The following is a 16,741-nucleotide window of genomic DNA, read 5'->3' as shown; positions in this document are numbered from 1 at the left end:
ATTTATGACAAAAAAATTATTCATCACAACGCTTGTGTCACTCGTTGTTCTATTGCTTGGAATTGTTTATATTCTAAATAAAAATAAAGATATAAAGCCAAATGTAGAACAAAGCCAAGTAGAAAAAACACAAATAGAAAAAGTGGATACAACGACAGCCTCATCTTTGACTTTTATTGTGAATAAGAAACACCCATTACCGGAGAACTATGAGCCGAAGGATTTGGTTCGCGTTCCCGTTAAAACGAATGGGACTCCATGGATGATGCGTAAAGAAGCTTCGGATCAATTAGTCAAACTTTTTAAAGCTGCAGAAAAGGATGGCATTCAACTTCGTTTAGGATCAGGCTATCGTTCCTATTCCTATCAGAAACAGCTTTACAATGCTTATGTACAAAGAAAAGGAAAGGCGGCTAGTGATACCTTTAGTGCTAGAGCGGGTCATTCCGAACATCAAACCGGTTTGGCGGCGGATATTCTAGGTGCTGACACAAGGTATGATTTTACTCAAAACTTTGAAAGTCAAAAAGAAGCAATTTGGCTAAAGAAACATGCACATGAATACGGCTTTGTTTTACGCTTTATTAAAGGTAAAGAAGAAATTACCGGGTATATGTTTGAACCATGGCATTTTCGCTATTTAGGAATTGAGGTAGCTAAAAAGGTTCAACAAGCCGGAACAGATATTACCTTAGAGGAATATTTTAAAGTTGAAGGAGGAAGCTATCCAAATTAGTTTCTTCTTTTTCTTTATGTACAAGCAGATGCTATAATGGTTTCATGAAAAACGCATTATTTATTACGATAGAAGGTCCCGATGGATCAGGTAAAACAACGGTGAGTAAAGCCATTTGTGAAAGACTTCAAAAAGAAGGTTATCTTCTCCAGCTAACAAGAGAACCGGGTGGCTCCAAGATTGCTGAACAAATACGCTCGGTGATTTTAGACCCTGATAATACAGAAATGGATGCTCGTACAGAGGCTTTATTATACGCAGCTAGTCGTCGTCAGCACTTGGTTGACAAAGTGTTACCTGCTTTGGAAAAAGGAATAGCGGTTGTTTCCGAACGCTTTGTGGATAGTTCTTTGGCTTACCAAGGTGTCGCTCGTCGCATTGGAATGGAAGCGGTTTGGAGGATTAATGAATTTGCGATTGAAGGCTGTTTACCGGATAAAACAATTTACTTAGATATTGATGCCGAAACAGGCTTAGAAAGAATTCAAAAAGGAAGAAACTACTTAGATCGTTTGGATCAAGAAGAAGCTTCTTTCCATGACCGTGTATTTAAAGGATACCAAGAAATACTCACTCGTTTTCCGGAACGCTTTATAAAAGTAGATGCCGGTCAAGACATTGAAAAAGTGGTGGAAGATACTTATCTTGTATTGAAAGGACTATTGGATGCTCAATAATCCGGCACTAATCAAAACATTAGCTTACCAACAAATTGAAAAAGCTCTAAAAAACCAAGACTTTTCTCATGCTTATTTATTTGTCGGGGATGCTGATCAAGATATTCGTGATTTAGCGACCTTTTTTGCGCAAAGTTTATTATGCACAGAAGAGAATGTGGCTTGTGGTAATTGTAGGGCTTGTGAAAGGGCGGCTCAAGGCTTACATCCTGATTATCAGCACTTAAATGGAGAAGTAAAAGCCATCTCTAAAAAAGAAATGGATGATTTACAAAGCTACTTCTCTAAAACAGCGGTGGAAAATCCAAAGGGAAGAAGGGTGTGCTATTTAGAACACATGGAAACAGCTAGTTTATCAGCACAAAATAGCTTGTTGAAATTCCTTGAAGAGCCGGCGGATAATGTTGTGATTATCCTAAGTGCACCAAAGGAATCGTCTATTCTATCTACTTTGGTTTCTCGTTGTATTCCCATTCATTTTCAAAGCGTTAATCGCGAAATATTGTTGGAAAAAGCTCTTACATTGGGTTATTCCAAAGAAGATGCTTACTTCTTATCCTTAATTAGTCAAAGTGAAGAAGATTTGAAACAAAACCAAGAAAGAGAAGAGTATAAAAAAGCGATTGCTATGTTGAAAGAAAGCCTAGAAAATCCACAAGAATTATTGGTGGATTACCATATTTCTTTTAAACCGAAGGATAAAGAAAACCACTTATTTTTATTAAATGCCTACTTTCATTTTGTGGCTCAAACCACGCGCCAAGCCTTACTGAAAGAAGAAATTGGTCCAGCTTGGTTGATGGACTACATGCAAAAAAAAGAAGACGATAAGCTTCAAGCAAAGGTGTATGCTTTAATGATGGAAGCCTTGGATTGTTTGAATAAGTACAATGATCCGACCTTACTTTTTGAACAAACAATATATCAATGGAGGATTTTAGAAAAATGACAACCATAGAGAAACATAGCTGTACCTGTCCTCTTTGCCAAGAGGATTCAGACATTCATTTCCCTTATAGCATAGCGGTTCGTTTTCGTAATGGCTCACGCCCGTATTCCTTTGGTTGCCAAGATGGCACTATTAAAAAAGGAAGTCATGTGGTTATTGAAACAGCCCAGGGTTTAGAACTGGCCGAAGTGGAAAGCGATGCGATTGATACCTCTCGCTATAAACTTAGAATGCCACAAAAGGAAATTTTAAGAATTGCTAGCGAAAAAGACATGGCGATGAATGCCCGGAATATTGAACTCGAAAAAGAAGCCCTGGAAGTTTGTAAAGAAGGAATCGCTCAATTCCAATTAGAAATGAATTTGTTGAGTGTGCAGTACAACCTCGATCAAACAAAGGTTCTGTTCGTTTATGCGGCAGATCAAAGAGTGGATTTTCGTGAATTATTGCGTTTCTTAGGCTCTAAACTCCATTGTCGAATTGAATTAAGACAAATTGGCGATCGCGATAAAGCGAAAATGATTGGTGCTATTGGGATTTGTGGTCGGGAAACCTGTTGTTCAAGTTTCAAAGATAAATTTGATGTTATTTCCATCAATATGGCAAAGAACCAAAATCTTGCTTTAAATATCGAAAAGCTTTCCGGTATGTGTGGAAAATTGATGTGTTGTTTGAAATACGAGGATGAAGCCTATAAGATGGCTGGTCAATCCTTACCAAAAATCGGTTCGCATATTCAAATAGAAGGACAAGAGTATCGTTTAAGTTCCATCAATGTCTTACGCGAAGAAGTGCGTTTGGATAATCGTGAAAGCACAATTTATGTCAGCTTTGCGGAATTAAGAGGAGAAGAAAAGCCAATCCTTGAACCAAAAGCTCCCGTTGTCTCAAAAGAAACGGCTAAAAAAGAAACAGTGAAAAAAGAAGTTTCAAAACCAAAGAAAAAGAAGGATAGTGGTTTACCAAAGATGAAACCACAAAAAGAAGTGCCACAAAAGAAAGTAACGACCCGTAGCTTTGGTAAGAAAAAGGTGGCGGAATGATTCGCCAGAAATCTTTTCAAAACCAAAAGTCTACTTTATATCTAGTACCAACACCCATTGGAAATATGGCGGAAGTATCTCCTCGTCAAGTGGAAACGTTGAAAAAGGTGGATGTGATTGCTTGTGAAGACACTAGAAATAGTGGTCAATTATTAAAAACATTGGGTATTCATAAACGTCTTATCGCTTATCAAAATTTCAATGAAGAAAGTTCTTCTAAGGGAATTTTATCTTTATTAGAAGAAGGAAAGAATGTAGCGTTAATCAGTGATGCCGGTTATCCTTTGATTTCTGATCCCGGTCAAAAGGTCGTTCGTCTTGTTAGTCAAGCCGGCTATAATGTGGTATCTATTTCCGGTAGTTCAGCTATTTTAAATGCCTTGGTAGCCAGTGGCTTGGTGGTTCAACCATTCTTATTTGTTGGGTTTTTAGGCAATCAAACAAGTCAAAGAAAGAAGCGATTGAAGGAATTGAAAGACTATCCAATGACCATGGTCTTTTATGAGGCGCCACATCGTCTTAAAAAGTGTTTAAAGGATTGCTTGGAAATACTAGGTGATCGTTCTTGTACTCTAGCGAGAGAATTAACGAAGTTACATGAGGAATACCTGCGGGGTACTTTTTCTGAAATTCTAGGGGTTTGTCAAGAATTAAAGGGAGAAATGGTTTTAGTGGTTGAGGGCAAGAAGGAAAGCAATGATGTGAATATGAGCCAAGTGGCTTTAGAGATTCAAAGGTTGGTGAATCAGGGTTTAAGAACCAAGGATGCCAGCAAACAAATTGCTGAAAAAATGGGTTTATCAAAAAATAAAGTCTACAATCTCTACTTGGAAACATTGCCAAAAGACTAGACTTTTCCTAAAATGAATAAAAAGAGGATAGAGTATGTTAAAGAATCCAACGGTATTAAAGTATATGATTTTCATTTTAGCGGGCATTATTTTAGTGCTTAGCATTGCGGTCATTTACCTAGTCTTTAAAAAGAATGAGTATTATGTTGAGGAAGAAGGAGAAGTGGTTAAACCGACTTCATCAGCTAAAAAACCTCAGCTTCAACCAATTGAACTGGATGTAATGGATGATGAAGTCACTAAGGTTGTACCAACTGTTCAAACCTCATCAACAAAAAAAGGTTTATTGTTTTTAGTGTTGGCGGCTAATCAATCCACTCAGAAAGCCTTAATGGAATTTCCTTGTGTGATTGGTCGTGATCCTTCCTCAGAGTTGGTGCTGAATGATCCGGCTGTATCGCGTAAGCATTGCCAAATTTTAAAGGAAGATGGTTCTTTTTTCTTAGAAGATTTAGCGGAGCATAATGGGACTTTCTTAAATGGTGAGAAGATGATACCGAATGTGAAAGTAAAATTAAATCTTGGTGATGAGATTATGCTTGGTCATGTGACCTTAAAACTGGAAAAAGACATTCGTGCTTAGGAATAGCCCTAAGTACTTTTTTTCACTATAATGTAAGGAAATTGGAGGCTTTATGCAGATAAATGAAAAATACTATGGTTTTACTTTGAACCAAATTAGAGAAGTACCAGATTTAAAGGGAAGGCTATATGAATTTACCCATGATAAAACCGATGCGAAGTTGAATTGGATTCAAACATCGGATTCCAATAAAACCTTTTCGATTACTTTTAAGACCTTGCCCTTTGATGATACAGGTGTCTTTCATATTTTAGAACACTCGGTTTTAAATGGTTCTAAGAAATACCGTACCAGAGAACCGTTTGTGGACTTGTTGAAACATTCTATGCAGACCTTTTTAAATGCGATGACATATCCGGATAAGACCGTTTATCCTGTTTCTTCACGCAACGATAAGGATTTTATGAACTTAATGTCGGTGTATATGGATGCGGTTTTTAATCCAGCTATTTATGAAAACAAGAACATTTTCCTACAAGAAGGATGGCGTTATGAAATTCGTGATGCCAAGGAAAATCCAAAGTTTAATGGAGTTGTTTTAAACGAAATGAAAGGGGCTTTCGCAGATGTGTATGCCAATATCTTTAATGAAATGTACCGCCAATTGTACCCGTCTAATTCGTATAAGTACGTTTCCGGAGGGGATCCAAAAGCCATTCCTGATTTAACCTATGAGAATTTTTTAGAAACACATAAGAAGTTCTATCATCCAAGTAACGCAAGAGTGATTTTAGATGGGGATGTGGATATTGAGGCCACTTTGAAATTCATTGATGAGGAATATTTCTCTCATTATGAAAAAGGTCAATCTTTCACAATTGAAAATCAAGAAATATTACCGGCTCGTACATCTACGATCGAAATCGAATTAGCACCGGAAGAAAGTGTTGAAAACCGCAGTTATATTAGTTTTGGTAAGATTTTGGGTAATTTTAATGAATTAAAAAAGAGAATGGCAATGTCCATTGTTCATTCTATTCTTGTTGGTACGAATGAAGCACCTTTAAAGAAAGCTATTTTAGAGGCTGGCTTGGCACAGGATGTGGACTATGCTTTAGAAGCTGAATTACAACAACCCTTCTCTATTTTAATGATGGTGAATACCGAAGAAGTGAACTTAGAAAAGATAAAAGAAGTTATTCGTTCTGTTACGAAGGACTATCATTTTAATCCAAAGGAATTGGAAGCTAGTATCAATGGCTTGGAATTTCATTATCGTGAAAAGAGTGAACCGGCCGGTTTGTTGAATGCTCTTCATTCGTTAGAAACATGGTTATACGATGGGGATGCGATGGATGGTATTCACTTATCACCAATTTTTGATGAATTAAGAAAAGCGATTTCAAGCTCTTATTTTGAAGATGTGATGAAAGAATTCTATGGTGATGAAGAGCATTGGGCAACCGTGATTGCGAAGCCGTCAAAAACCATTGCTAAGAAAAGAGAGGAAGCTGAACAAGCTCGCTTGGTAGCGGATAAAGAAAAATGGGTTGATGTGCAACCATATATTGATGAACAATTGGCTTTGGATGTTTGGCAAGCAACCCCGGACACTAAGGAACAATTAGACACCATGCCAAAATTGGCGTTGAGCGATGTTAATCCAGAGATAATGCGCTTTCCAACCGAAGAGGTCTCGTATCGTGGAATAAGAGTTCTAGTGCACCCTTCTGATCCATCGGGTATTGTTCACTTTAATCTATATTTCTCATTAGCCGGTTTACCAAAGGATAAATTGCCGGAGGTTTCTTTCTTAGCTCGTCAATTACTAGGTAACTTAGCAACGGAACAGTATTCTCTATCAGAATTAACTTCAGAAATCAAGAATTTAATTCCAGTGTTGAGCACGAATGTGACTTGTTTCACACCATATAACCAAGTGGATGGAACGCAGCCTTTCCTTGAAGTGACCGCTTCAACCTTGGAAAAAAATGTGGATCAAGCGATTGCTTTAATTCAAGAAATCTTATTCAGGACTAAGTTTGAAAAGGAATTTGTCTTGAATCTTCTAAGACAAAATAACGAGTCTATTCGCCAAGCATTGGTAAATAGTGGTAATACGTATGCCGTGTTAAGAGCGAAGGCGCATACTTCTGCCGAGGGTTTCTTTAATGAATACACGCTCGGAATAACTTATGGTATGTATTTACAATCCCTTGAGGATCATTTTGATGAGGATTGGGATGGTTTCTTAGAAGCCATTCAAAATTATATTTCTGTTATCTTTAGTCGAGATCGGTTCATCTTATCAGTGGCCGGTATTGAAAAAGAAAAGTTTGAGGATTTCATTTTTGCGTTAAATACGGTAAAAACAAATGGAATGGTTGTGCATTATCCTTTATTAACAGATGAAAAAGAAGCTCTACAAATTTCCGGTGGGGTTTCTTATACAGGTACATCGGCTAAGGTAGAGGAATATAATTCTCGTTATCGTGCTGTGGCTCATTTAGTAACCTATGATTTCTTGTGGACTGAAGTTCGTGTAAAAAATGGGGCTTATGGAACCGGTATGCGAAATGATCGTTCTAGTTTGAATACGTTCTCGTATCGTGACCCTAGTCCAACGGTATCTTTAGAAGTAAACCAAAAGATTGCGGATTATTTAAGAAGCTTTGCGAAGAATCCGGAAGCAGAAAATGATTTAAATATCATTGGTTCGATTGCGTCCGTGGAGCCATTGATGAATTATCGTAGTCAAATAAAGGTAGGGGATAATTTAGTGTTATCTTCGATTACGGATGATATTCGCCAAGCTGAACGTGAAAATCTTCTAACGATGAAGAAAGAGGACTATCTTCCTTTAGCGGATATTGTGGAAGAAATGATGAAGGATAGCTATCAGGTTGTGATCGGAAATGAAGCAATGCTATCGAAATTAGAGGACTATAAAAAGTTATCGATGAAAGAGTAAAGGATGTGGAAACACATTCTTTTTTAAAGAAAAGCTTGCAATAATATCAATCTGTTCTATAATGAGAATAGTTCTCAATAAGTGTATGAAAAGAAGACAAACAGAACAAAAAAAGGCTATTTTAGAAGCCATTCATGGAGAAGGGAAACATCTTTCTGCTGAACAAGTAAAGAGTTTATTATCTGAACAAGGTTTGGATATCGGTTTAGCGACGGTATATCGCAATTTGAATCAGTTGGCTGAAGATGGTGTTATCCGTAAGATGGTTGGTGAAAATTTCAATCTCTTTGACGGAAATCCTAATCCACATGATCATTTTGTTTGTTTGAAATGTGGGAAATTGATTGATTTAGGTAATCTTCCTTACGATTCCTGCCCGGATCGTCAGTTGGAGATGGCTTGCCCTGAGTTAAAGCTTATTTCCCATACAACGCTTTTTGAGGGATATTGTCATGATTGTCAAGAGGAGGACAAGAAAAATGGAATTAAAGGGATCGAAGACAGAAAAAAATTTGAATGACGCATTTGCGGGTGAATCGATGGCTCGTAATAAGTACACATTCTTTGCTCAAAAGGCTCGTGAAGAAGGATATGAACAAATCGCAAATATCTTCTTAGAAACAGCTCGTAATGAACAAGAACATGCTCGTTTATGGTTCCAAGCTTTGTGTGGTGGTGAAATTCCTACAACAGCTGAATGCTTACAAATGGGTGCTGATGGTGAAAACTATGAATGGACCGATATGTATAAGAAAATGGCTGAAGAAGCCCGTGAAGAGGGTTTCACAAGAATTGCCGCTCAAATGGAAATGGTTGCGAATGTGGAAAAAGGTCATGAAGAACGTTACAACAAGTTAAAGAGTAATGTTTTAAATGATCGTGTATTTGAAAAGGATGAAGAATCTGTATGGCAATGTGAAATTTGCGGATATACAATGACCGGTAAGAAAGCACCTAAGATTTGTCCTTTATGTGGATACAAGGAAAGTTTCTTTGAACTCGCCAAAGAAAATTACTAATCAATTTTCAACAAAGACCGCTTTTTAGTAGGTACAATTAGGGTTCGTAATTTCTGAAAATATCGGCATGGTTTGGTAAGTGATTACCAACTATGTCGTTTTTTCATGTTCTGACTGTGTCATAGGAAGTAAAAGATTCGCAAATAAATACTATAATTATGCTATATCATTAGAACAAGAGAACGGATAGATGGATAAGCCATCAGAAGAATCCAAAATACATGAAATCTTTAATTCTACATACGCTTGAAGGAGTGTTATTTAAAAATAATCTTGTTTTAGAAAAAGATTTTAATTTGGTATACAGCTATTTTAATAATTTCTTAAAAGATGAAAGAAGGGTTTAATGATACTATGTGAATACAAAAGGTAGATAAATATGGATTGTATATTACTAGTTGATGATGAAAAAGACATTGTAGAAGCCTTAAAAATTTTTCTTGCAAAAGAAAACTTTGAAATAAAAACAGCTACGAACGGGAAAGAAGCTTTGGCTATTATCCAACAAGAAAAAGTAGATTTAGTTTTAATGGATATCATGATGCCGGTCATGGATGGTGTTGAAGCCACGAAAGAAATTCGTAAAAATAAAAATATTCCCATCATTCTTCTAAGTGCTAAAAGTGAGGGAGAAGATAAGGTATTAGGCTTGAATATTGGAGCTGATGATTATATTACAAAGCCTTTTAATCCCGATGAGGTAATCGCCCGTATTAAAGCACAATTAAGGCGTTTTAAAGAATTAGGAATGCAACAAGAAGATAAAGACATTTACAGCCTTGGCGGCATTACTTTAAATGACCATTTAAAACAGGTAGATGTGGACGGAAAAGAAATCTCATTAACTGCCGTGGAATATGGCATCCTTAAATACTTTATTCAAAATCCTAAGAAAATTCTGACCTCGAATGATATTTACCAAGAAGTATGGAAAGAAGAACCAATCGGATCTGAAAGTACTATTGCGGTTCACATTCGTCATTTAAGAGAAAAGATAGAAATTGATCCATCACACCCTCGCTACATCAAAGTGGTTTGGGGTAGGGGTTATAAAGCGGAGGCTGATTATGAAAAATAAACTATTAGGAAGCACCACCATTAAAATCTTGGCATGGATGATTCTAAGTTTAGCCAGCTTTAGTTTTTTGATAGGCATATATGGCTCATTACTATCATCGGTTGCTTTTCGACAAACGCATGAGAGACAATCCGGTTATTTCACAACCTATGAAGCCAAAAATAAAATCAGGAATGAAACCCGGCATTTTCTAACGAAAATGGATAGTTTAGGCTTTAAAGCCACATCCGCAGCTAAGTATTTTGGCAAAGATAAAACAAACTTATCCATGACCATAAAAAAGGGAAATGAAACATTGCTTCAAAATTTCCCTTATGAAAACAATTCAAAGACCGTGACGGGTAAGTATTATTTCCGTAAATACCAAACAGGAGATAAAAATATGCCCTATGACTTTATCCAAAGTGAAGAGGGAGTAGCAGAGTATGTAGTGGAATATAAGGTTGTTCAACCATTGATGGTGATTGATTCATTGTTTCAAGGTTATCAAGTATATACCTATCTGGAGCAGTACCAAAGTCAGATTCAATTTCTATTGTATGGTGGTTTGGTGGGTATGGTTCTAGCAGCTACTTATTTATTAGTTGCGGCGGGGCATCGTAAAAATACAGATGAAATTGTTTTGACTTTTTTAGATAAAATACCATTGGAAATTAGTATTTTCATGCTGTTTTTTTTGCCAATTATGTTTTTGAGAGACTCAGGAATATCCGATTATATCGTAAGAACTTATTTGGCTAATTACTACTATGCGCTTTTTGTGAGTAAAGATAGAATTTTGAGTCTCATAATCTGTTTAGAAATTTGTGGCATATTGTTAGGTATGTTCTTATTAACAGTGGCGGTTCGTATCAAAGCTAAAGTCTTTTGGAAAAACACTTTATTATACAAGTCAATCCGGTGGGCAAGAAAACTATGGAACCACCTGAAAGAAAGAACGAGTTTAACGTGGATTGCGTTTTTCTTAGTAACAGTCTTCTGGCTCTTATTTGGTACTTATCGCAATAGATTATTTCAATTTGTGTTAGTTTTAGCATCCTTTGTGGCAGTTTTAATGTTTGTTCGTCAATCGGAATTATTATCAAAGGTTATGCGTGAATACGCTAAGGGAAATTTTGATTACACGGTTTCAAAAGAAGGATTAACCCCTATTTTTTCTACGCAGTTAGATGATTTATTCAAGGTGAAAGAAGGGGTTCAAAAAGCAATTGCTAATCAATTAAAGTCGGAACATTTAAAGACGGAATTGATTACCAATGTCTCCCATGATTTAAAAACACCATTAACGAATATTTTAAATTATGCTCAAATTGTTAAAGAAGATGAAAAGGAAGAAGAAAGAAAAAAACACATTGATATAATGATTCATCATGTGAATCGTTTGAAACGATTAACGGAAGATGTGTTGGTAGCTTCCAAGGCTTCAACGGGGAATATGCCTGTGCATATCAACCCTATCCATTGTGAAGAATTATTAGTTCAAATCATTGGTGAATACAGCGATCGTTTTAAAGAACGTGAGTTAGAAATCATTAAGATTAACCCAAATCCGGATTTAATGGTACAAGCTGATGGAGAGCTTTTATTCCGTGTTTTTGAGAATTTATTTTCAAATCAATTGAAATATGCCTTGGGAAAGACACGCATTTACTTAGATGTTATTGAAAAAGAAGATACCGTTCTCTTTGTGATGAAGAATGTTTCAAAAGAAGCATTGAATATCAGTGAAGAAGAATTGATGGAACGTTTTGTGCAGGGGGATGATTCCAGAAGCCATGAGGGAAGCGGTCTTGGTTTAAGCATAGTGAAAAGTTTAGTTCAGCTTCAAAAAGGTAACTTTTCTATCGAGATTAATGGGGATTATTTCCAAACTAGTATAGAACTAAAGAAGGTTTCTATAGCGTCAAATAAAGAAAACAAATTCATCTGATAAAAACTTGCGATTTTGCAAGTTTTTTTGTTACAGTAAAATAAGTTGAGAGGGTATAAAATGAATGTATCTTATCAACCGCTTTGGAAGATTTTAGAAGATAAAAAAATGAAGAAAAAAGACTTGATTGAGATAGCAAACATTTCAGAGAATTGTGTTGCTAATATGGGTAACAATAAATATGTTTCAATGGCGAATATTAGCCGTATATGTGAAGCTTTAGAATGTACCCCCAATGATGTATTTCAGTTCTGTGCAAGTGATAAAAGATAAGGAGGATAGGACTATGACTCAAAATTCAAGAAAAAAGAATACCGTTCTTTCTCCTGTAGTAAAATGGGTTGGTGGTAAAAGACAACTCTTAAGTGATATAATTCCACTTATTCCAAAAAACTTTTCTACTTATGTTGAGCCTTTTGTAGGTGGAGGAGCTGTCATATTTGAGATTCAGCCTAAAAAGGCAATTATAAATGATTTTAATAGTGAGCTTATAAATATTTATAAAGTAATTAAAGAGAAACCTAATGAATTGATTTTAGCTTTAGAAAATCACGAACAACTTAATTCAGAGGAATATTTTTACGAGGTGAGAGCATTGGACAGAAATGAGAATTATGGTGAAATGAACAATGTAGAAAAAGCCGCAAGAATTATTTATCTAAATAAAACGTGCTTTAATGGATTATTTAGAGTAAACCAAGCAGGACAATTTAATTCACCTTATGGGAAATATAAAAATCCTAACATAGTTAATACGCCTGTTGTGTTAGCAATGTCAAAGTATTTTAATGAAAATAATATAAAAATTATTGACGGAGATTACAAAAATGCACTAAAAAACTTGAGAAAAGGTGCATTTGTATATTTTGATCCACCATATATGCCGATTTCATCTTCATCTTCTTTTACAGGCTATACAGAAAATGGATTTGATAAAAAGCAACAAATAGAACTTAAGAAAGAATGCGACAAATTAAACGCTAAAGGGATTAAATTTTTATTATCTAATTCAGATCATCCTTTTATTAGAGAGTTGTATCAGGATTATGAAATCATTACCGTAAAAGCAAAGCGTTCAATAAATAGCAATGGCAATAAACGTGGAGAAATAAATGATATTGGTAAGGAATTATGATTAAAATGAATGTTAATGAAGCTTGGAGTAAACTTTTTGAAAAATATGATATTCTTAGTAAAATTAAGAAAGAGGGAGCCTTTTATATTACCGCTAATCAAATAAAAGAATTTAAAGAACCAAGGTTGATGGCAAAATGGGACAGTTCTGAAAATTTACCGAGTATTTTTAAGAAACATAATATTAATATTTTACCTACCAAAGAGGAAATTCAAAATATTATGAGAGAAAATAATGTGTGTAATGAGGGACAGATAGTTAGACGTTCCGGTTCGGTTTACTCATGGCTTAAATGGATATTTAACTTACAAAATATATAAAAGATAGAAGTATATTTTTATGTCGTACAGACAGAAGTTTATTGTTGAGATAGCAGAAATGTTATCTCTTTTTGTTGCTCATAATTAAAAAGAAAGGACAAGAAAAAAGAGAGGTAGACGGCTTTATGAAAAAGCAACAGTCTTTGAAAGTGTCTTTACCGAAAGCAAGGATTTCACTAAAGATGAATTTTATCAGCTCATCATATTTCTGAATATCAAAGAAATAATCAATCCCGTGTTTCACTTGATGACAATGGGCGTAAAAAGATTAATAGAAAAGTCAATCATTATTCTTTATGTTTATTTCTTTGTTAAATCAGCACAATAGAACATTTCCTGCTTTTATTCAGTTTAGATATGACACACGGTTTACTATTTATCAATAGATTATAGTTTCCCATTTAGAAGCAAAAAATATTGTTGGTTTATTTGTAAGTACTAATAAAAATAAGGAATTTCTAAAGTTTTTATTTAGGCATTCATAACTAGTTAATTATACAGGATAAAATAAAACAAAAAAAGACTATTAAAAATATTATTTTTTAAATAAAATATAAGTGGGAGAGAATATCATGAAAAAGAGAATGATCATTATGGCGACAGTATTACTGCTGGCAGGCTGTTCTAAAAAAGTAGAGAAGAAAATAGAACAGCCAAAAGAAACAGTAAATTCACACTTTAAAGTAATAAAGCATTATGAAATTAAAGCAACAGTAGGAGAGGGAGGTAGTTTTCATTATCTTGATGGCAATAAGCTATATACTTCAATAGAGAGGGAGAATAGTCCTATATTCCTAGGGTATCAATCGAAATCTCTCGGGTATATCGATATAACCAACGGAAAGTATATACCTATTTATCATTTTAAAGGGCTTGTGCGGTGCTGGGACTTTTTTGTGCATGAGAAGGGCTTTTACTCTTCTGAGTTCAAAGAAGATGGCGAAAAAGTTACGGTACAGTATAAAACAAATGGTCAAAGTAAAAAGATAGATGAAGGAGTTTTGGTCAATCCATGGGCGATACCAAACTTTCAGAAAATTGAAGGGAATCGATTACTTTACCAAATCATTACCAAAGAGAAGGGTCATTACTTTTATCATTTAAAGACAGTCAATCTAAGCAATCCAAGTGATATTAAAATATTGTATAAAGGAGAAGCTTATCCTAAAGTTTCTTATAATTATCAATATTGTGTAAACCGAAATAAAGTAACCTTTAATAAAACAGATGGTAAAAAAGGTTGGCATCTATCGTTGGATTTAAAAACCGGGAAAGTAAGCGATATAACAAGTGTTATTAAAAATCCAACTTCAAATACCATATATCTTGGGAACAACCAATATTTATTCGAAACGAATAGAGGGCATAGAGGAATTATTTATGATGTAGAAAAGAAAAAGGAAATTCTCAGTTTTGGAGGATCTACAGGTTATTTAGTAGGTATCGGAGATAGATACATCTTTGCGGTATTTGGACTAGGAGGCGAACATTCATTGGATGACTCTGGCGAACTAGTGGAATTAAAAGATGGTAAGACAAGAATTGTAAAGGTAAAGGGTTATAAAAATGTAGGCTCGGAAGGTTCACTGATGTTTTATGGTAATGGGAAACTAGTTACCGCAACTCAAAAATTGGCTAATTATAACAAGGCAGATCGCCATCACGTAATGATTATTGATTTATTGGAGGAGAGTAATGAAAAAAATAGTTAAAACCATAGTGGCTATATGGTGTACATTTGTGAATGATGTGAGACCAAAAAAATATATAGAGAGAAGTTCTGTACAATGAAAGTGATAACCAAACAAATAAAGGAGGTTCACTTCAACTTGCAAAACTTTTTCAAATGATGAATACCATGAATAGATAGAGTTATAAGTGGCTAATGAGATGAAAGAAATCACACAAGCAAAACAAAACTTGTTGAAAATACGTGTATGACAAGGCAATATGTATGCATGCAGATAACATAGGAATATATAAGTGCCTTAGTTGTATTTTCACCAATAACCATTTATTAAAAACAGTGATTTAAATTTATAAGGAGGTGAAAATTTATGAGTTATAAAAATTTTCAGAGGTACAGAAATGGAGATGGGATTTGCCTTCCAGTAGGTAAAATTGAACTAAGTAACATTTAAAAGTTTGAAAATTTTATAGAGAGTGAGAATAAATTTATGAAAAAAATCATAGCCGGATTGATTGCTATAATCATGTTGATTATACCTATACAGTCAGTATTTGCAGAAGAAAACAATAAATTAGATTCTGTTAACTCTGCGGAAAAGATTGAAAGTATCAAAACTGAATTTGAACAGATGTTTGGTTTTGATGATTCTAGGACAATTTCCCTTAAAGGTGTAACTAATAAAATGTTTATTGAGTTTGATTCACAGGAAGATGCACTTTACAAAATCAAGAATAGATGTTCCGGTATATTAGAGAAAATAAAGAAACAATATAGCCTTGATGATTTATCAGAATCCAATTGGCAGGATTATTACGGCGGTCTATATTCGATTATTGATGATGCGGGAGATGCTTTGGGCATTTCGGAAGCGGATTATGAATATCGTTTTTTGAGAGCTTTCTTTGATATTTATGAAAACAAATTTAAAAATGATAAAATAGTCAAAATTTCTTCTTTAGATTTATCATCAAGGGTTATAGACAATGGAGAAGAAAAAATAGTAAGTGAAGTCATCGCTAGTAACCTACCATATAAATCTCATTTTTCAAAGGAATATTTTGGAAAATCAAGTGCATATGAAGATTATACTGCTGAATCTGATAGAATAATTGAAGAAAAAAATAATTTAGAGTCAAGAGCGGCTATAAATGTTGTCCCTGCCATATCTTATGCACATGCTCATGCTACTAGTCCAAACACATCTGCATATCATTATTTCCATCGTGGAGATTGTGCAAACTTTGTTTCACAAATACTAGAAGCATCTGGGGTCAGTCAAGTGGTATATAACAATGTAAACTCTGGCTGGTGGCAGATATGGTAGAATTCGTAACTAAAAAAAATATCATAAACTTTTTGCTTCGAGTAATACCATTATCCACATTATTTTTTACATGGGTTGATGTTTACGGTATAAAGCCATATGACGGTATTGTTTGTGTATATGGAAATAACTTTACTTGTATTTTAGGCTTGGCAATTATTTTTATAGAACTATTTCTTAAATTAGATTGGAAATATAAGATAGGGCTTAATTTAATCGGAAATTTAATTTTTTGGGTTCCGTTATTTTATGCAACATTTAAAGAAACTAAGAATATAAATAATGTAACCGTTATGTGCCGTTTAAGTATCGCTATTGTAGGCTTATGTTGCATATCACAATTAAAGATGATTTACACAAGTAAATTATCTACTTTGTGACTGAATTGAATATTGTACATTTGTGAATGATGTGAGACCAAAAAAGTAAGAGAGAATCTTTTGTATGCTACCTTGTTAAGGTAATTTGAAATTTCGTAGGATTGATTGGAAAAAC

At 34.6% G+C, this 16,741-nt stretch carries 17 protein-coding genes and 1 pseudogene; all 18 read left to right on the top strand.

Going from position 1 to position 16,741, the window contains the following annotated elements:
• Positions 1-4 precede the first annotated feature (4 nt).
• The 18 genes and pseudogenes from JOS54_RS07760 to JOS54_RS07680 all read left to right on the top strand — a co-directional run bounded on the left by JOS54_RS07760 (position 5) and on the right by JOS54_RS07680 (position 16,626).
• Positions 5-736 carry a M15 family metallopeptidase gene (locus JOS54_RS07760; RefSeq protein WP_203245016.1) on the top strand — a complete coding sequence of 244 codons (732 nt, stop codon included), beginning with the start codon at positions 5-7 and terminating at the stop codon, positions 734-736.
• A 44-nt stretch (positions 737-780) separates the two neighbouring features.
• Positions 781-1,413, top strand: coding sequence for a dTMP kinase (gene tmk / locus JOS54_RS07755; protein WP_203245015.1), 633 nt, complete (start codon positions 781-783; stop codon positions 1,411-1,413).
• Complete coding sequence (locus JOS54_RS07750; RefSeq protein WP_203245014.1) at positions 1,403-2,362, top strand: DNA polymerase III subunit; 960 nt, start codon at positions 1,403-1,405, stop codon at positions 2,360-2,362. Before tmk ends, JOS54_RS07750 begins: the two co-directional genes overlap by 11 nt.
• Positions 2,359-3,405: a regulatory iron-sulfur-containing complex subunit RicT gene (ricT, locus tag JOS54_RS07745; RefSeq protein WP_203245013.1), complete on the top strand. Its 1,047-nt coding sequence runs from the start codon at positions 2,359-2,361 to the stop codon at positions 3,403-3,405. The genes JOS54_RS07750 and ricT overlap by 4 nt, the downstream gene beginning before the upstream one ends.
• A complete protein-coding gene (gene rsmI / locus JOS54_RS07740) occupies positions 3,402-4,256 on the top strand; it encodes a 16S rRNA (cytidine(1402)-2'-O)-methyltransferase (protein ID WP_203245012.1) in 855 nt (284 codons plus the stop codon). The genes ricT and rsmI overlap by 4 nt, the downstream gene beginning before the upstream one ends.
• A gap of 34 nt (positions 4,257-4,290) precedes the next feature.
• Positions 4,291-4,839, top strand: coding sequence for an FHA domain-containing protein (locus tag JOS54_RS07735; RefSeq protein ID WP_203245011.1), 549 nt, complete (start codon positions 4,291-4,293; stop codon positions 4,837-4,839).
• Between the two features lie 52 nt (positions 4,840-4,891).
• Entirely contained in the window at positions 4,892-7,750 is a 2,859-nt protein-coding gene (locus JOS54_RS07730) for an insulinase family protein (RefSeq protein WP_203245010.1), read from the top strand.
• A gap of 85 nt (positions 7,751-7,835) precedes the next feature.
• Positions 7,836-8,270, top strand: coding sequence for a Fur family transcriptional regulator (locus JOS54_RS07725; RefSeq protein WP_203245009.1), 435 nt, complete (start codon positions 7,836-7,838; stop codon positions 8,268-8,270).
• Positions 8,230-8,769 carry a rubrerythrin gene (gene rbr, locus JOS54_RS07720; RefSeq protein ID WP_203245008.1) on the top strand — a complete coding sequence of 180 codons (540 nt, stop codon included), beginning with the start codon at positions 8,230-8,232 and terminating at the stop codon, positions 8,767-8,769. Before JOS54_RS07725 ends, rbr begins: the two co-directional genes overlap by 41 nt.
• Before the next feature lie 379 nt (positions 8,770-9,148).
• The gene (locus JOS54_RS07715) at positions 9,149-9,847 is read left to right on the top strand and encodes a response regulator transcription factor (protein WP_203245007.1); all 699 of its coding nucleotides are present in this window, start codon (positions 9,149-9,151) and stop codon (positions 9,845-9,847) included.
• Positions 9,837-11,777: a sensor histidine kinase KdpD gene (locus tag JOS54_RS07710; protein WP_203245006.1), complete on the top strand. Its 1,941-nt coding sequence runs from the start codon at positions 9,837-9,839 to the stop codon at positions 11,775-11,777. The genes JOS54_RS07715 and JOS54_RS07710 overlap by 11 nt, the downstream gene beginning before the upstream one ends.
• 60 nt (positions 11,778-11,837) lie before the next feature.
• Positions 11,838-12,050 (top strand): helix-turn-helix transcriptional regulator, encoded by a 213-nt coding sequence (locus tag JOS54_RS07705; RefSeq protein ID WP_002694906.1) that lies wholly within the window; start codon positions 11,838-11,840, stop codon positions 12,048-12,050.
• A 13-nt stretch (positions 12,051-12,063) separates the two neighbouring features.
• Positions 12,064-12,912: a DNA adenine methylase gene (locus JOS54_RS07700; RefSeq protein ID WP_203245005.1), complete on the top strand. Its 849-nt coding sequence runs from the start codon at positions 12,064-12,066 to the stop codon at positions 12,910-12,912.
• 5 nt (positions 12,913-12,917) lie between these two features.
• Positions 12,918-13,232 (top strand): hypothetical protein, encoded by a 315-nt coding sequence (locus JOS54_RS07695; RefSeq protein WP_203245004.1) that lies wholly within the window; start codon positions 12,918-12,920, stop codon positions 13,230-13,232.
• Positions 13,233-13,320: 88 nt separating this feature from the next.
• Positions 13,321-13,560 (top strand): annotated as a pseudogene (locus tag JOS54_RS08045) (hypothetical protein); the annotation flags it as partial.
• A gap of 244 nt (positions 13,561-13,804) precedes the next feature.
• The gene (locus tag JOS54_RS07690) at positions 13,805-14,944 is read left to right on the top strand and encodes a hypothetical protein (protein ID WP_203245003.1); all 1,140 of its coding nucleotides are present in this window, start codon (positions 13,805-13,807) and stop codon (positions 14,942-14,944) included.
• Between the two features lie 465 nt (positions 14,945-15,409).
• Positions 15,410-16,246: an amidase domain-containing protein gene (locus tag JOS54_RS07685; RefSeq protein WP_203245002.1), complete on the top strand. Its 837-nt coding sequence runs from the start codon at positions 15,410-15,412 to the stop codon at positions 16,244-16,246.
• On the top strand, positions 16,231-16,626 hold the full coding sequence (locus tag JOS54_RS07680; RefSeq protein ID WP_203245001.1) for a hypothetical protein: 396 nt from the start codon (positions 16,231-16,233) through the stop codon (positions 16,624-16,626). Before JOS54_RS07685 ends, JOS54_RS07680 begins: the two co-directional genes overlap by 16 nt.
• Positions 16,627-16,741 lie beyond the last annotated feature (115 nt).

The sequence above is a fragment of the Bulleidia sp. zg-1006 genome (genome assembly GCF_016812035.1).
Classification (GTDB): Bacteria; Bacillota_I; Bacilli_A; order Erysipelotrichales; family Erysipelotrichaceae; genus Bulleidia.
Note: the sequence above shows the minus strand (reverse complement) of the source record. Positions and strands in the feature narration are given on the sequence as shown.

Coding starts and splice junctions, on each gene's coding strand:
- JOS54_RS07710 (WP_203245006.1), top strand. CDS start 9,837: ATGAAAAATAAACTATTAGGAAGCACCACCATTAAAATCTTGGCATGG.
- JOS54_RS07685 (WP_203245002.1), top strand. CDS start 15,410: ATGAAAAAAATCATAGCCGGATTGATTGCTATAATCATGTTGATTATA.
- JOS54_RS07760 (WP_203245016.1), top strand. CDS start 5: ATGACAAAAAAATTATTCATCACAACGCTTGTGTCACTCGTTGTTCTA.
- JOS54_RS07715 (WP_203245007.1), top strand. CDS start 9,149: ATGGATTGTATATTACTAGTTGATGATGAAAAAGACATTGTAGAAGCC.
- JOS54_RS07735 (WP_203245011.1), top strand. CDS start 4,291: ATGTTAAAGAATCCAACGGTATTAAAGTATATGATTTTCATTTTAGCG.
- JOS54_RS07705 (WP_002694906.1), top strand. CDS start 11,838: ATGAATGTATCTTATCAACCGCTTTGGAAGATTTTAGAAGATAAAAAA.
- tmk (WP_203245015.1), top strand. CDS start 781: ATGAAAAACGCATTATTTATTACGATAGAAGGTCCCGATGGATCAGGT.
- JOS54_RS07700 (WP_203245005.1), top strand. CDS start 12,064: ATGACTCAAAATTCAAGAAAAAAGAATACCGTTCTTTCTCCTGTAGTA.
- JOS54_RS07750 (WP_203245014.1), top strand. CDS start 1,403: ATGCTCAATAATCCGGCACTAATCAAAACATTAGCTTACCAACAAATT.
- rsmI (WP_203245012.1), top strand. CDS start 3,402: ATGATTCGCCAGAAATCTTTTCAAAACCAAAAGTCTACTTTATATCTA.
- JOS54_RS07695 (WP_203245004.1), top strand. CDS start 12,918: ATGAATGTTAATGAAGCTTGGAGTAAACTTTTTGAAAAATATGATATT.
- ricT (WP_203245013.1), top strand. CDS start 2,359: ATGACAACCATAGAGAAACATAGCTGTACCTGTCCTCTTTGCCAAGAG.
- rbr (WP_203245008.1), top strand. CDS start 8,230: ATGGAATTAAAGGGATCGAAGACAGAAAAAAATTTGAATGACGCATTT.
- JOS54_RS07730 (WP_203245010.1), top strand. CDS start 4,892: ATGCAGATAAATGAAAAATACTATGGTTTTACTTTGAACCAAATTAGA.
- JOS54_RS07725 (WP_203245009.1), top strand. CDS start 7,836: ATGAAAAGAAGACAAACAGAACAAAAAAAGGCTATTTTAGAAGCCATT.
- JOS54_RS07690 (WP_203245003.1), top strand. CDS start 13,805: ATGAAAAAGAGAATGATCATTATGGCGACAGTATTACTGCTGGCAGGC.